The organism is Rhizobium sp. R693 (genome assembly GCF_002211315.1).
Lineage (GTDB): Bacteria > Pseudomonadota > Alphaproteobacteria > Rhizobiales > Rhizobiaceae > Rhizobium.
The window spans coordinates 1-15,155 of sequence record NZ_LOKY01000030.1 but is presented as its reverse complement, the minus strand read 5'-3'; the positions used below and the strand labels follow the sequence as shown (position 1 = coordinate 15,155).

Sequence of the window (15,155 nt, the reverse complement as noted above, 5' to 3'; positions counted from 1 at the left end):
GGAACGGAACTCATCGCCAGAACTACTTGACCATAAGTCGATTGAATGGCCGCCTTAGCGGCGGCGAGCCTTTTTTTGCCTTCCTCTGAAAGATCGGAAGTCGATCCTGCCGTGTTATTCATTCACCTTACGCCTGAAAATTGATTTGTATTTCACCCACTGGGGGAACCTACTAGCAATTGTTGTAACTGCAAGAGGAAAGTTTTTCAAAATACAATTTATTGGAAACTTTTCAGCCATTGACGCCAATAGCGGCAAGATGCGTCAGCCATGACTTTGGTCCCAATGAGACCAATCTCGGCAAGCATCTGTCCTCGGCGTCTGCGTCCGGCTTGGCGGAGCGCCCGCGAACAGCGAAACGGAAGTTCCGCTGTTGCCTTCATCTAGGCTCGCCAGGGCGTGCGCCATCGGTAGCGGTCACAAAATGATAACGCGTCTAATCAATCGTACCGCGCTTCGACGCGGTCGCGATTCTCACCCCGTTCGCAATGCGAGGAGCCCGCCGGGAGCTCAAAATTGGCCCTGCGCCATTCCGAACTCGACCGGTTTGTCTGGCAGAGTCCCATAGAGTTCGCCGAGGATTTCCGAAACGTATCGCGTCCAATAGTGCATTCCTGGATTGCTCGCGCTCTACGTCTCTCCTCGGTTGAAGCCGTTGCATCTTAATCCCGAGATCGATTCTCGCCTACCTCGGTAACCAGCCTCGCAGAGAACCCGTTCACGCGGTAACGTCTCCGGAAATCATCGCCCTACGGTCGAGGACTGAAATTGCGATTCTGGGGAACACAGGCGGACCGCGCCTCGATCCATAGTTTTTTTCGGTGGCCAGGGTGCTTTCCCCCTGCCCTTTTCGCTGCGCTGTTAACTACCGTCGTCGATTTTCGGATTTCAGAATTTGGAATCGGCTCATGACGAGCCCGGCAACGCGACGGGAGACGATGAGCAGCATTATCACGAACAACGGTGCGATGACGGCGCTCGGCTTGCTGCGCTCCGTTGGTGGACGGCTGAACGACGAGTCGGAGAAGATGTCTTCGGGCCTGAGGGTGAAGACGGCGGCTGACAACGCGGCCTACTGGTCCATCTCGACCTCGATGCGATCGGACGTGAAGGCCATGAATGTCGTCAACGACGGCGTGGGCCTCGCGCAGGGCGTGGTCGATACCGCCTATGCCGCGATGGAAACGGTGCTCGATAATTTCGTCGAGATCAGGAACCTCGTCATTACCGCGAGCGACACGCCGCAGCCGGGCATGCAGGACGCTATCAAGCCGACATTCACACTCGATCCGGAATACGCGAAATCCGACGTCTGCAAGATCGACCAGCGCATACAGCAGCTGCAGGACCAGGCGAAAGCCGCCATGTTGTCCGCTTCGTTCTCGGGTGCTAACCTGCTCTATCACGCCAAGAACGAAGACACGAAGGCCAGCGAGCAGGTGTTCAGCTTCACCATCGGCTATTCCGACGGCAAGGTGCAGACCTTGAATGTCCATGCCATGGACACGCTACTTCTGAACGACGATTTCGGCAGCTTTCCAACGACCTTTCCAGGTGAGTTCAATCCCGAGCAGACATTGTTCGACGGGAGCGACATAATCGATGCCCCTGGATCGTTCACGCCCGCGGGCATCTACTGGTTCAACATTCCCCTTTCCAACCCGACGACAGGGGACTCGGAGGCCTATCCCGTCAGCCCGACCTATATCCTCCAGTCAATCGAAAACCACGTCGTCCGATACGGAGCTGACCGGCAAGGGCTCTACAGCAACGTCGTCGCGGACATCGACGGAAAAATCCAGCAGCTGACCTCGAAGATGTCGTACGTCGGGACGGTGCAGAAATCGCTTGAGATGTACAACGAGATCAACAACAAGATGATCGATTCCACGACCAGTGGCATCGGCCGTCTCGTGGACGCCGACATGGAAACGACGGCGACCAAGCTCAGGGCGCTGCAAACCCAGCAGCAGCTCGCCACTCAGAGCCTCGGGATCGCAAATGCCGCGCCTGGAAACCTCGTGCAGCTGTTCCAGTAATCAACGCATGCGTTCGATATATCGGGCCAATGTTCGTGGATGTACGCCGTACCGCCTGGCAACTTCGAGCGCCTCTTCTCCCTCCACGACAACAGCATCGCACGCCGCCTGACGCTCGGTATCGTTCAAGGATGGTCGTCGGCCGAGGCGTTTGCCACGGGCACGTGCGGCTTGAAGGCCGGCGCAAGTGCGCTCCCTGATCAAGCACCTCTCGAACTCAGCCATCGCAGCGAGCACATGAAAAACGAGGCGGCCGCCGGCCGAGGCGGTGTCTATATTTTCTGTGAGGCTTATAAAATCGATTTTTCGCCGGCCGAGCTTTTCAATGATTTGAATAAGTTCCGGCATCGACACTAGCCTGGCGTCCGTCGAAAGCGTGCGCACCTGGGAGGATTGAGACCTGATGACGTCACGAGGGTTGGGCTGGATCAGCGCTATGGCAGTGTTTCTTGTGACTGGGTGCGCGATACCTGTACCCAGGACACTCCAGCCGGAAGCGGCGATAATCGTACGAACCGCATCCGGCGAACCAGTGCCGGGCGCAACGGTCAAGCTTACTACCACGGTGCACCCGACACAGCCAAACGAGTCCCATGAGGGCATAACCGATGCTGCTGGAAAGGCGTCATTCCCTGCAATCATGCGCTGGGGGAAGCAGACGCCCTTCCTGATGCACGGATGGGACTACTATAGCTGGTCATGGTGTGTCGCAAAGCCGGGATATGAAGACTTTGTCTCCTCTGCATCGTCTGCGAGCGATTTCGAAACCCATCCTGTCGTTACGCTAAAGCCAGGCCATTCCTACGGCTGTCCCGAACTATCATCGGAGACGACGCGAAGCTCGTAGCGGTCAGGAAACTGCAGCATAGTGCTCCGTTGATCTCCGGAGCCCCGCTAAGAAGTGGGCCGACGGCTAAAGACCGTACGCCGCTCCCACAGCCATGGGCCTAATGCCGGGCATCAATCCGGACTAGGCGTCGTTGGCGGGAGAAAGTGGGTTAAAGCGCACCGGCTTGCAGTGCGCGTAAATGCCCTCGACCGCGAACGGAAGCGCACGCCAGGCATCTTTGAGAATGGTCTCTGGTGGCTTGGGGAACGCCGTCGAGATCATCTGGATCAACTCAGGCTTGGTGCAGTGAAGAAGAATAGCCATAATCGGTTCACCAGTCTGCTTCTGAGCGAACAGCGGTGCCCATTCCTCAAGTCTTAAGCTGATGGCTCCGAAGAACCCGTCGGCCCAGTCGCCAGCAAGCACTCCACCCTCGTCAGTCCGCATTAACATCGGCGCATAGCGGCCGGGTGCCGTCAGCTGGTGGGCTATGAGGTTATAATGATCGACGATCGTATCGATCACCGCCTGGATCTTGTTGCCGATGAACGCCCTCTTTTCGTGATCGCCGATGACATGGAACATCCAGTCATTGGGCAACAGGAAGGCCGGTCCAGCCGCCAGGCCGGTCAGGAAGCCATTCAACATAGAGACGTCACGGCAAGGGGGTGCCGGATCGGTCTTCTCGAACCAAACCTCCAGCTGCTCCAGTGTTAGGGGTTTTGCACGCTTGGGCCGCTTCACGCTGCTACCGCCATCATCATATCCGCATGTTCTTTCTTCCATTGCCATGGCAGGCAACGCTAAAGGGAGGTCGACCTTATTTCTTCCGACACGATGGGTTCAAGCGAGAGCGCGGCGAACTCCCCACCTTGCCTTTGCTCACCGAACCGCGAGATTTGCTCCCCATCGGAGATTTTGGGGCGGATGCACCCCTATTATGAGATATTCGGGCTAACCGCCGATGAACGTGACAGTCTCGTGGAGCGGGGCGCGGCCCGTACGGGCGGAACTCATCGTGAGGTCCTCGTACCCGATCGACATGCCGCAGAAGAGGATGAGCCCCTCCGGGGGTGACAGCACCTCGGCGACCGTCTCGCGAACCTGCGACCACGCCATCTGCGCGCAACTGTGCAGCCCTTCGGCGCGGAGCAGCAGCATGACGGTCTGCAGATACATGCCGACGTCGGCCCATTGGGGCCGGCCCAGGTCGCGGTCGATGTAGCAGAACAGGGCGGCGGGCGCCCCGAAACAGTTCCAATTGGCGATGGCTGCCCGCTGCCGCGCCTCCCAGTCCTCGCGCGCAATGCCGAGCGCGCTGTAGCGCTCCTTGCCGAAGGCGGATCGGCGCTCCCCATATGGAGACTTCAGCACGGGCGGGTACATCTCATACTGCCGCTCGTCCCAAGCGTCGCCGTGGGCCACGCGCTCGACGGCGCATGTCTTGAGCTCAGCCAGCGGCGCGCCGGTCAACACATAAGTGTTCCACGGCTGGATGTTCGATCCGGACGGCGACCAAGCTGCGGCGGACAGCACGCGCGCAAGCACCTCCCTCGACACAGGCTCGTTTTTGAATCCGCGCACCGCCCGTCGGCTTTTGACTGCCTCATATACGTCCATGATGATCTCCTTTTTACCACCGGCCATTCGTTTCGTTCAAGTGCCAGTCGTCTAGTTCGCCCCTGGCCCGACAGGTAGGCGGTCAGTAATCCCAGAAGAGCGGCACCCAACGAAAGGCGTCGCCCTCCGCCGCCACATGGCCGATGGATGGGAACGGCAGGTGAGTGGCCACCAGAAGCTCGCCGCTCGCCGACAGCTCCCGCAAAAGGCGGACCCGAACGCGCGCCGCCTCCTCGGGGTCGTGTTCGAAGCCGTTGAACCAGTCGGGGTGCTCGAACCCGACAGCGAACACGGCATCGCCAGCGAACATCAAACGGTCGCCGCCGGACGCTAGGCGTACTACGCTGTGCCCTGGGGTGTGGCCGCCGGTGCGGGTGACGACCACCCCCGGCGCAACCTCGTACTCTTCCTCGAACGTCTTCAGATTGCCGCGGTACTCTTCCGCGAACCGCTTGGCCGCCGCCCGAAGTGCGTCCGGGAACCCCTGTGGCATGGAGACGTGGGAGAAATCGGGGTGCGTCCAGAACTTGACCTCGGCTTCCGCCACGTGGATTCGCAGGTCCTTACGCAGCTGGTCCTTTACCCCGTCGACGAGCAGCATGCCAATGTGGTCCATGTGCATGTGGGTCAGCACCACGTCGGTCACGGACGGAAGATCGATGCCGGCGGCGTCCAGCCGATGGGCCAGTTGCCCGGCCTTCGGCAAGTTCAAGTTCGGGTCGTCCCCCAGCCCGGCGTCGATGAGTATGGTCCGGCCGCCGCTGCGCACCACGACCACGTTCAGCCCCCAATCGAGCGTCTCCGTCGGTAGGAAATTGTAGTTCAGCCAGGCCGCCCGGACGGTCGGGTCGGCGTTGTGGCCCAACATCTTGCCCGGCAGCGTCAACACTCCATCGCTGACCACCATTACGTCAATCTCGCCGATCTTCAGCGCGTAGCGCGACGGAACTAACTCGTCGAGCGCCGGTCTACCGGAATGTGAAATGTTGTCCAAGCTCATGTTAACCTCCTGTTGATTTCCTGATTGAATTTCAATACTTGCGTTTGCAATGGAGAGTGAATCACCCTGTGGTATAGGCTGCGTATGTCTCACGCATAGGGATCGTTACCTGTGAATTCATTGCAGTTGTCCAATTCGATGTTGGCATGCGTGAAGTTGCCAGCCGATCACACCAAGGCAGATACTGGCTGTACAGCGCGCGACCTCGGCCTCCTTAAAGAGGTCGATTGAGCCGTCGAGTTCAGCGCGACTCTGTCCCAGATCAGCTGTGCCCGGCGCTCGTCGACGCCCGATTCCCTTCAACGATTCTGGCAATATCGGCGGCTTCAACTTCGAAGCGCCTCGCCCGTTGAAGCGCTCATTCAGCGTGATGTCGTGGAGCACCGTCCAGACGGCGACCACGTCCGCGCCGTGTTCGATGGACCGAATTTGTCCCAACCGTGCCGCAAAGAGCCAGGAGCGGGCAACGTGGTTGAACAGATACGGTTCACATCGCTCCCGGGCATACTCCATTGCTTGGGTCACAATCGGCGTGTCAGGAACCGAAATTCCCGCAAACATGCGTTCCAGTTTTGGTTCGGGAAGGGCGGAAGCCCTCGTCATCTCCTAGTTTGCTGGGCCGTTCGCTCGTGTCGATGGCGATGTCGGAAGACGTCTAATCGGCCATGGAACGGTACAGCCAGTCGACATAGCTCAGCGAACCGACACGCGCTCCCGCAAGCGGCAGCAATGTGTCATCGTTCAGTTCGACGCCGTAGTAGCGGGCGCTGTTATCTGTCACGACCTGGCGTATGTCTTCGTTTGCTGTAAGGTGCATACGTGCAATCTCGTCGAGACCGAACTGGTCGCACCCGCCGATCTCCACGGTATCGTTCATTGCTGCCCCCATCGCCAATTCGACCAGCATCTCAGCGACGTTGTCAGCAGCTATCGGCTTTACTAATGCCGAGGGAAGCCGGAAGCCGTCTCCGTCTGCGCTCATGTCGACCACGCCACTGATAAACTCAAAGAATTGCGTGGAATGGAGAATGGTATAGGGCCGCCTAGCTGCCCGGATGAGATTTTCCTGCACCATCTTCGCGCGGAAATAGTCACTCTCGACAAGGTGGGGTGTCCCTACCACGGAAAGCGCGATGTAATGCTTGACGCCTGCCGAAGCCGCCAACAGATTCCGGGTGGAGGCCTTGAAAAAATCCAGGGCCGTGTCGTCACCAAACGACGCGGCGTTGGTGACGTCGATGACAACGTCGGCTCCCGCTATCGCTGATCCGAGACTTTCTCCCGTCACACTGTTGACGCCGAGGGAGGTGGACGCGGCGACCACCTCGACGCTTGCTTGTTCAAGTTTATCAACGAGGTGTGTCCCGATTCGCCCGGTCGCCCCCATAACCGTGATTTTCATCGATTTGTCCCCTCCATCGTGCCCTGGGGCAGCGGCCAGGTTTAGCCCTGCCGGGCAGCTGGCAAACATTGGACGATCGCGCGCTTGGGGAGTCACTCCACCGGCAGGACGGCGGGAGCGTCCTTGTTTTTGAGTAGCACGACGATGAATTTCGCCGGTTTCGTCATGCTCGCATTGCGGCTGATCAAGTGAATGTCGGAGGGGCCTTCGTAGAAGGTCTCTCCCGGCGACAAGGTGACCTCTTTTTCGCCCTTGACCTGCATCACAATCGAACCCTCGAGAACGTAGACGAATGCATTTGCGTCGTGTTTATGGATGGGATCGGAACCTCCTGGGCCATACTCGACGGAAATCATCAGCCCCTCTTTGCCGGGATAGTTGGGAAGGTCCTTGCTCATGAGCGATGTGACCTTTGCAGTGTTTCCGGCGGCCGCACCCGGCAAAGTGCCAAGTAGGCAAACTGAAGCCGATACAAACAGTGTCAACAAAGCTGACTTCATTGTCGTTATCCCTTTGGTTGTGGAATGCATATGTGCGTTCGAAAGCTGGGCAAAAGACCAGCCCACAGGTGGTTCGACGCCTTGCTTATTTCGGTTGTTGGGACGAACGGAACCAGTCCTGGAGCCCGACCTTGCCGATCCGCGCGCCTTCGCCGGGCACGATCGACTGATCGTTGAGTTCAGATCCGAAATAGCGCGCATGGACGTCTGCCTCGACCGACCGCGGGTCGTTGGCCGCTTTCAAGTACCGGGCTATGATCTCGTTCATGGGAGCACGCTCGGGACCCGCGATCTCGATCGTGCCATTAAGCGGCTTCCCGAGGGCAACATCCGCCATCACATCGGCAACGTCATCCGAGGCGATGGGCTGGAAAGCGGCCGGTGACAAACGAGCGACTGCGCCGACCGTCGCTTCGTCGGCAATACCCTTCAGAAACTCCATAAACTGGGTGGAATGGACGATCGTGTAGGGGATGGATGATTCCTTGATCAGCCTCTCCTGAGCAAGCTTCGCCTTGAAATACCCGTTGTCCGGCAACCGTTCCGTTCCGACGATCGAGAGGGCAATGTGGTGTTTGACACCAGCCTTGGCATCGGCGGCGAGCAGGTTGCGGCCGGCTGTTTCGAAGAATTCAAGCACAGCCTTGTCTTCCCACGATGGTGCGTTTGCAAGGTCAATGACGACCTCGGCACCGGCCAGCGCTTCCGCAACTCCTTCGCCGGTGACGGTGTTGACGCCGGTGTTGGGCGACGCGGCCAGAACCTCGTGGCCCTTGTTGCGCAGGCGCGCTGCCGTCTTGGACCCGATAAGCCCGGTGCCGCCGATAATGACAATTTTCATGACTATCTCCATCGTTGTGGCGCTTTCGGGCCAATTGACTCGATCGCATCGGAAAGTGACAGGGGAGACAAAATCATTCTATCGTGCAGAGGGTGTAGAGCTCTAGTCGCCAGGTATACGTGACATGTCCCCGTTGATAGGCGGGATACATAGGATGCATGGGCTGACAACAACTGCTTGTCGGTTTCAGCCGCCGGCATGGCTTCATTGCAATTCACTCCGTCATGCGCAGGTTCGAGAGTTGCTCGATCCAAACACGATGAGTGACCTCGAACGGAGCTACTGAGACAATTACCCTCGTTTGATGAGGTGATGTTGTCGCCTGGCCCGGCCGAATCTTCCGGTTCGCTCGGGCCTATTCCAGCTTTCCAGACACGCACCGCAGCGGCAATGTCTCCCGGCAATGCATGGATTTCCATGAGTTGCGACTGGAGCCTTGCGGGATTACGCTCGCATCATGAGTTCGCCAGCTCCAAAATCGAGAATACGTTCTGCGCGAGACGCTGATGGTCCTCTGGCTTTCTTTGTCCGACAGGAGCTGCTGATGATGCGCATCTGGTCGCACCGCCCCCAATTCTTGCATCTGGGTCTTTTTATTGCCGCCTATGTCCTGGGCTGCGGATTCGCGCAGTTGCTGGCAATCGTGCCTGGAACGGGTATTTCCGTTTGGCCCCCGAGCGGGCTCTTCATTGCTACGCTTGTTCTTGCCTCCAAGCTTAGCTGGCCGTGGTGGATCCTGGGGGGCTGTCTGGCTGAATTGTTCAGCAATTTCCTGTGGTTCCACAGTCCGCTGCCTGCTGCCTTCCTGATCTATATCGGCAACGCTCTAGAAGCGGTAACCGGGGCATGGCTCGTGGGCCGGATTTTGAGGCGACCGGTTCGGCTCGAAACCCTGCGGGAAGTTCTTGCATTCGTCTCACTGGGCGCGGGAATTGCGCCAGTCGTAAGCGCGACGGTGGGAAGTGCGACACTTGCGTGGTTTGGCATACTATCGCAAACCTTCGGGGCGGCTTGGCCCCTTTGGTGGATCGGAGACGCCACTGGTGTCTTGATCGTCGCTCCACTGGCGCTGGTCGTATTCCAGAACTGGCACGGTAAAGCCCAGCTTTCGACCGTTCGTTGGATCGAAGCCTGCGTCCTGGGGCTGATCTTTCTCGGCGTCGCCGCCCTTGCCCTGAGCGGTTACCTACCCTTTGCCTATATCATCATGCCGCCTCTCCTTTGGGCTGCGGTGCGTTTCGAGTTCAAAGGCGCGGCCGTCACCTTGGCTCTCCTCGCACTGATCACCGCCGCTTTTACAATATCCGGCGCCAGTCCGTTTGCCGGCGATCCCGAGTCCCAGGAGCACAAGCAGATCATGCTGCAGCTTTTTCTGGCGATCTCGGCATTTTCAGCGCTCGTCGTGGCCGCGATATCCCGGCAGCACCAACTGGCGATGCTTACGTTGCGCCAAAGCGTAGAGGCCTTGCGCGACCGGGAGCAGGAGCTCTCGCACCTGGTCGATATGGTCCCGAGCCACGTTTGGCGTCTGAGGCCCGACGGCGAGCCCACCTTCTTCAACAGGCGCATGGTCGATTTCCTCGGTCTGGATGTAGCGGATAGGGATAAACCGGGCATGAGCCGGCTGGAAGCGGTCATAGAGACAGTCGTTCATCCCAATGATGCCTCCGGGTTCAGGGATGCGCTTACACATTGCCTCGCCACTGGCGAGAGCTTTTCCATGCGTTATCGACTACGCCGCGCCGACGGCATCTATCGCTGGATGTCGAGCCGTGCCGAGCCGATGCGGGATCAGGCTGGGAGCATCACCCAGTGGTACGGCATCTGTCACGATGTCGATGATGAGATGCGGGCCGAGGAGGCACTACGGCAGAGCGAGCGACAGTTGCAGCAGATGATAGATGCGGTGCCGGTACGCATCTGGAGTGCTGTGCCTTCGGGTGGGTCGATTTATTTCAACAAGCGCTATCAGGACCATTTCCGATCCGTTGGCGCGAACGTCGATACCCTTGAGAAGCTGACGATCGAAAGCCTGCTGCAGGAACTAATACATCCAGAAGATGCTCCCGAAGTGCACGGCACGTTACGGAACTGTTTCGCAACCGGCGCCGGCTCGACGATGCGATTTCGTTGGCGCGAAAAGGATGGCGTTTACAGCTGGGTAGAGTGCAGAGTGGAACCTCGGTTTGACGCAGACGGGATAATTGCTGAATGGTATGGCGTTTCCCTCGATATCGATGACGAGGTGCGTGCACAGGAGGCGTTGCGGGAGCGGGAGCGGGAGCTGTCGCTGCTCGTTGATATGGTCCCGGTCCATATTGGCCGCATGTCGCCCAACGGCGAGCCGACCTTCTTCAGCAAGCGCACCTTGCAATCCATCGGCCTTGACCACGTCGCTTCTTGGGACAAACCGGACATGAGCCGCTTGGCGGCCCTCATAGGGGCAACCGTCCATCCCGAAGATGGCCCGCACATGCGGGACGTGATTGACCACGCCCTCGCCACCGGTGAACCCTATACCATAAGGTATCGCCGGCGCCGCGCAGACGGCATCTATCGCTGGATGGAGGGCCGAGCCGAGCCATTGCGGGATGAACAGGGAGTAATCGTGCAATGGTACGCGGCTGCCATCGACATCGATGAAGAGGTGCGCGCGCAGCAGGCATTGCAAGAGCGAGAGCGGGAGCTCCAGCAGTTGATCGACGCGGTGCCGGCTTTGATTTGGGCGACAACGCGCGAGGGAACGCCGATCTACGTCAACAAGCGGTTCAGGGATGTAACGGGCGCTACGCTCGAGGATATCACAGCGCCTGATGGTTCGCCGTCCCTGAGCGTGATCCATCCGAATGACAGAGACGCGGCTCGGCAAGACATCAGCCATTCATTCAGAACGGGCGCCCCCTACGTTCAGAGGTATCGTCAGCTGCGGACCGACGGCAGCTATCGTTGGACTGAGACCCGGGCAGAGCCGCTGCGCGACGATAGCGGTGCGATTGTCCACTGGTACGGCGTGAGCGTGGATATCCACGATCTCGTGACCGCGCAGAAGGCCTTGCAGCAAGGCGAACGCCGCTACCGCGACCTCTTCCACTACATGCCCATCGGCCTCACCCAGGTGGATGCGAGCAAGCTCATTCCCCTGTTCAAGGAGTTACGGGCGCAGGGTGTGACGGAACTCAAAACCTACATCGACGAACATCCCGAATTCCTGCCGCGTGCGGTGGAAGCTCTGGAGGTTGAAGAAGTCAACCAGCATATCATCGCGATGTTCGGCGCAAAGGATGCCAGCGAGATGCTCGGGCCGATTGCCCGCTATTGGCAGCCGAGCATTGCCACCATACGCCGCTCCATCGAGGCGCGGTATCGTGGCGAGGAAGTCTTTCAGGAAGAGACCAAGGTAGCGCGCATGGATGGCAGCGTCATCGATGTCCTTTTCACGACCGCTCGCCCCGGTGCGGTTGCCGACAAGAGTCTGGTCGGCTTCATCGATATCACCGAGCGCAAGAAGGCCGAGGTGGCATTGCGCAACCGGGAACGGGAATTCTCGCAGCTCGTCGACTTGGTTCCGAGCCTGCTATGGCGGCTAAGCCCGGCGGGCGAGCCGGTCTTCTTCAGCAAGCGCATGATCGAGTTCCTCGGTTTGGATGTAGGGGATTACGATGGGTCGGAAATGAGCGGGCTAGCTGCAGCCATAGCGGCTCTCGTCCATCCCGATGATGCGGTCCGACTGGCGGAAGCGCTCGACCACTCCTTCGCCACCGGCGAGACCTTTTCCCTGAACCATCGCCTGCGTCGTGCCGATGGAGTCTATCGCTGGATGTCGGGGCGTGCGGAGCCCCTGCGGGACGAGAGCGGGCGGATCGTCCAGTGGTACGGCCTCTCGCATGACATCGACGATCAACTGCGCATCGAGGAGGAGGTGCGAGAGAGAGAGCGTTCGCTCTGGCAGCTCGTTGAAACACTCCCCGTGATGATCGATTGCGCCGCGCCGGATGGGGAGCCTGTCTATCGCAACCCTCAACTCCGAGATTTCCTCGGATATAAGCTCGAAGAACTGGACGGAACTGGGAAGTCCCGATTGGCCGGCACACTCGATGCCGGCGTTCATCCTGACGAGGTCGCTGGCGTCAAGGAGAACTATGCGCATTCATTGGCTACGGGCGAGCCATATGCGCGTAGACACCGCTTGCGGCGTTCCGATGGCGAATATCGCTGGGTCGAGACGCGCGCTGCGCCAATGCGTAACGCCGGAGGTGAGATCGTTCAGTGGAATGTCATCTGCCTCGATATCGACGGAGAAGTTCGGGCGGAGGAAAAGTTGCGTCTTGCGCAAGAGAGCCTTGCACGGGCAAGCCAGGCAGCGAGCCTCTCGGAGCTTTCGGCTTCTATCGCGCACGAGGTGAACCAGCCCCTGGCGGCCGTCGTCGCGAATTCGCACGCCTCCAACGCTGGCTCATGGCCGAACCGCCAAATATCGAGCGAGCGGAGAAAACGGTAGAGCGCATCATTCGGGATGCCAACTCGGCGGCGGATGTTGTCAGCCGCATTCGCGCCTTGTTCAAGCAATCCGTGGACACGAGGCTCTATACGGCACTCGCCAGCGTCATCAACGAAGCACGGAGCCTGATGGCTCTTGAAGCGTCACGGCGCCGCGTGCGGATGGACATGAGGATCGACGGCGACTTTCCGCTCGTTACCATCGATCGCGTCCAGATCCAGCAGGTTCTGATCAATCTCATTCGCAACGGCATGGAGGCTATGGACTCTATTGCGGGCGACAGAGTGCTAGGGATTCGCATGCGCCATATGGGGGATGTCATCCAGACTGACATCAGCGATCGCGGCCAAGGTATCGAATTTCCCGAGAGAATATTCGAGCCATTCTTCACAACAAAAGAAGACGGCATGGGCATGGGGCTGGCGATCTGTCGCTCGATTGTCGAGTCACACGGCGGACGATTGTGGGCTGAGAACAACGAACCGCATGGGGCGACGTTCATCTTCACCTTGCCGGTTGAAATGAAGGCGGTGCCATGAAGACCGATGATCATATTGTCTTCATCGTGGATGACGATGAACGAATTCGAGAGGCTCTCAGCGACCTCCTAGACTCGCATGGCATACGCGCTGTCGCATTTGGATCTGCAGGCGACTATGTGGACGCTGACAAACCTGACGCCCCTGCCTGCCTCATACTCGATATCGAACTGCCCGATATCAACGGCCTCGACCTGCAGAAGCAGATCGCCGATGGCGGGCATCCGCCGATCGTTTTCATTACAGGACACGGCGACATTCCATCTTCAGTGCGTGCGATCAAACACGGCGCCGTCGATTTCCTGACCAAGCCTTTTAGCGATGCGGATCTCATGGCAGCGGTCCACGCGGCGATTGCCCAGGATCGGGAAAAGAGATTCGAACGCGCTGAACTCGGCATGCTGAGACAACGCTACCTCCATCTGACACCGCGAGAGCGCGAGGTCCTGCCGCTCGTCGTGAGTGGTCTTCTCAACAAGCAGGCGGCAGCAGAGCTGGGGATCAGCGAAGTCACGCTGCAAATCCACAGAAGGAACGTGATGCAGAAAATGGCGGCGGCATCGCTCGCCGATCTCGTGCGTATCGCGGAAAGATTGGAAACACCGATTACCCACTCGCGTAAAGTGGGAGGGAATTGAACATGAAAAAGACAAGACATGTCGTGGCAATTGTTGATGACGATCCAAGAATGCTTGAGTCGGTGGGCGACCTTCTGGAATCTGCGGGCTATGTGGCTCGCAGCTTCTCGTCGGCAGCGTCGTTGCTCGTCAACGGACTATCGGACCTGGATGTGCTCATCACCGATATAGGGATGCCTGGAATAGACGGCTTTGAACTTCGTGACCTAGTGAAGAAAGCACGTCCGGAACTGCCGGTATTCCTGGTCACGGGTCGCCACGAAATAGCGGATCAGAGCCGCGCTCGAGGCATCAGCGGTTTTTTCCGCAAGCCCTTTGATGCCCAGGCGCTGCTCGCGGCCATCGCAAGTGCGTTACACAATTCGAGAGATGGAGGGTTACATGAGAGTTGACCAACCGTTGCTGCGGAGTTCGGCGCCGTTATCACCGCCGCGCGGAGATGAAGAAGATCAGCCGCTCGTCGTCATTGTCGATGACGATGCATCTATTCGGGAAGCGTTGGCGGAATTGATCCTGTCAGCGGGCTTCCAGCCCGTCAGCTTTGCCTCGCCCCGCGAATTACTTGACGCCGATATATTGGACAGCCCCGGCTGCTTGATACTCGATGTGCGCATGCCCGGCGCAAGCGGTCTCCATTTGCAGCGGCATCTGGCGGAAAACGGAAACCCCAAGCCGATCATCTTTCTGACCGGGCACGGGGATATCCCGATGACCGTTCAGGCGATGAAGGCCGGAGCTGTGGATTTTCTCACCAAGCCGGTGCGGGACCAGACGCTGCTTGACGCTGTCACCACGGGCATCGCGATCGATGCCGAACGACGGGCGGAAGCCGTGGTCGCCAGGCGCAATATCGAACGTCTTGAGACGCTGACGCAGCGCGAGCGCGAGGTGCTGTATGAAGTGGCTCATGGACGTCTCAATAAGCAGATCGCCTTCGAGCTCGGCATTAGTGAAGTGACAGTCAAGCTGCATCGCAGCAATGTCATGCACAAGATGGAGGCCGCCTCCATCGGCGAACTGATCCGGGCGTGGGAAACTCTGCCTGTGCAAATGCGCCAGGCCGCCGCGCGCTAGAGAAACCGCTCTGTGGAGCGTTGGTGCGTGGATCGGAGAGTTTTTGGACTCTGATCTTTGATGCCGTCGTTTACGAGGTTGTTCCAATGCGACGGATGGATTTCGGGTGTGCGCATGCAAGCATCCGATTGAGAACGGCGCAGCCGATGGCAACCTCGGTCTGTTGCGCTCCGAA

Annotated in this window: 14 protein-coding genes and 1 pseudogene; 6 read left to right on the top strand and 9 right to left on the bottom strand. The window is 58.8% G+C overall.

Annotation, left to right across the window (positions count from 1 at the left end; translation table 11 throughout):
* Window positions 1–938 precede the first annotated feature (938 nt).
* Window positions 939–2,039: a flagellin gene (locus tag ATY79_RS20465; RefSeq protein ID WP_189638050.1), complete on the top strand. Its 1,101-nt coding sequence runs from the start codon at window positions 939–941 to the stop codon at window positions 2,037–2,039.
* On the opposite strand, the gene ATY79_RS31675 is transcribed toward ATY79_RS20465, so the two are convergent.
* The 8 genes from ATY79_RS31675 to ATY79_RS20425 all read right to left on the bottom strand — a co-directional run bounded on the left by ATY79_RS31675 (window position 2,040) and on the right by ATY79_RS20425 (window position 8,231).
* Window positions 2,040–2,387: a recombinase family protein gene (locus tag ATY79_RS31675; RefSeq protein WP_245312415.1), complete on the bottom strand. Its 348-nt coding sequence runs from the start codon at window positions 2,385–2,387 to the stop codon at window positions 2,040–2,042.
* 622 nt (window positions 2,388–3,009) lie between these two features.
* Window positions 3,010–3,612 (bottom strand): YecA family protein, encoded by a 603-nt coding sequence (locus ATY79_RS20455; RefSeq protein ID WP_088704732.1) that lies wholly within the window; start codon window positions 3,610–3,612, stop codon window positions 3,010–3,012.
* Window positions 3,613–3,822: 210 nt separating this feature from the next.
* Window positions 3,823–4,488, bottom strand: coding sequence for a nitroreductase (locus ATY79_RS20450; protein ID WP_088704735.1), 666 nt, complete (start codon window positions 4,486–4,488; stop codon window positions 3,823–3,825).
* Between the two features lie 82 nt (window positions 4,489–4,570).
* A complete protein-coding gene (locus ATY79_RS20445) occupies window positions 4,571–5,488 on the bottom strand; it encodes an MBL fold metallo-hydrolase (RefSeq protein ID WP_088692464.1) in 918 nt (305 codons plus the stop codon).
* Window positions 5,489–5,605: 117 nt separating this feature from the next.
* On the bottom strand, window positions 5,606–6,091 hold the full coding sequence (locus ATY79_RS20440; protein ID WP_245312414.1) for a hypothetical protein: 486 nt from the start codon (window positions 6,089–6,091) through the stop codon (window positions 5,606–5,608).
* Between the two features lie 52 nt (window positions 6,092–6,143).
* Window positions 6,144–6,890 (bottom strand): NAD(P)H-binding protein, encoded by a 747-nt coding sequence (locus ATY79_RS20435; protein ID WP_088704734.1) that lies wholly within the window; start codon window positions 6,888–6,890, stop codon window positions 6,144–6,146.
* A 92-nt stretch (window positions 6,891–6,982) separates the two neighbouring features.
* The gene (locus ATY79_RS20430) at window positions 6,983–7,390 is read right to left on the bottom strand and encodes a cupin domain-containing protein (RefSeq protein WP_088692466.1); all 408 of its coding nucleotides are present in this window, start codon (window positions 7,388–7,390) and stop codon (window positions 6,983–6,985) included.
* A gap of 85 nt (window positions 7,391–7,475) precedes the next feature.
* Window positions 7,476–8,231, bottom strand: coding sequence for an SDR family oxidoreductase (locus ATY79_RS20425; protein ID WP_088692467.1), 756 nt, complete (start codon window positions 8,229–8,231; stop codon window positions 7,476–7,478).
* A 544-nt stretch (window positions 8,232–8,775) separates the two neighbouring features.
* Here ATY79_RS20425 and ATY79_RS20420 point away from each other — a divergent pair.
* Genes ATY79_RS20420 through ATY79_RS20405 form a run of 5 tightly spaced genes read left to right on the top strand, consistent with a single transcriptional unit; the run spans window position 8,776 to window position 14,980 of the window.
* Window positions 8,776–12,729 carry a PAS domain-containing protein gene (locus ATY79_RS20420; RefSeq protein WP_245312413.1) on the top strand — a complete coding sequence of 1,318 codons (3,954 nt, stop codon included), beginning with the start codon at window positions 8,776–8,778 and terminating at the stop codon, window positions 12,727–12,729.
* A complete protein-coding gene (locus ATY79_RS31670) occupies window positions 12,687–13,268 on the top strand; it encodes an ATP-binding protein (RefSeq protein WP_245312412.1) in 582 nt (193 codons plus the stop codon). The genes ATY79_RS20420 and ATY79_RS31670 overlap by 43 nt, the downstream gene beginning before the upstream one ends.
* Window positions 13,265–13,906, top strand: a complete 642-nt coding sequence (locus ATY79_RS20415) for a response regulator (RefSeq protein ID WP_088704731.1) — start codon at window positions 13,265–13,267, stop codon at window positions 13,904–13,906. The genes ATY79_RS31670 and ATY79_RS20415 overlap by 4 nt, the downstream gene beginning before the upstream one ends.
* Window positions 13,907–13,908: 2 nt before the next feature.
* A complete protein-coding gene (locus tag ATY79_RS20410; RefSeq protein ID WP_088704730.1) occupies window positions 13,909–14,298 on the top strand; it encodes a response regulator in 390 nt (129 codons plus the stop codon).
* Window positions 14,288–14,980: a response regulator transcription factor gene (locus ATY79_RS20405; RefSeq protein ID WP_088692470.1), complete on the top strand. Its 693-nt coding sequence runs from the start codon at window positions 14,288–14,290 to the stop codon at window positions 14,978–14,980. The genes ATY79_RS20410 and ATY79_RS20405 overlap by 11 nt, the downstream gene beginning before the upstream one ends.
* 70 nt (window positions 14,981–15,050) lie before the next feature.
* Here ATY79_RS20405 and ATY79_RS30615 read toward each other — a convergent pair.
* Window positions 15,051–15,155, bottom strand: a pseudogene (locus ATY79_RS30615) (IS5/IS1182 family transposase); the annotation flags it as partial.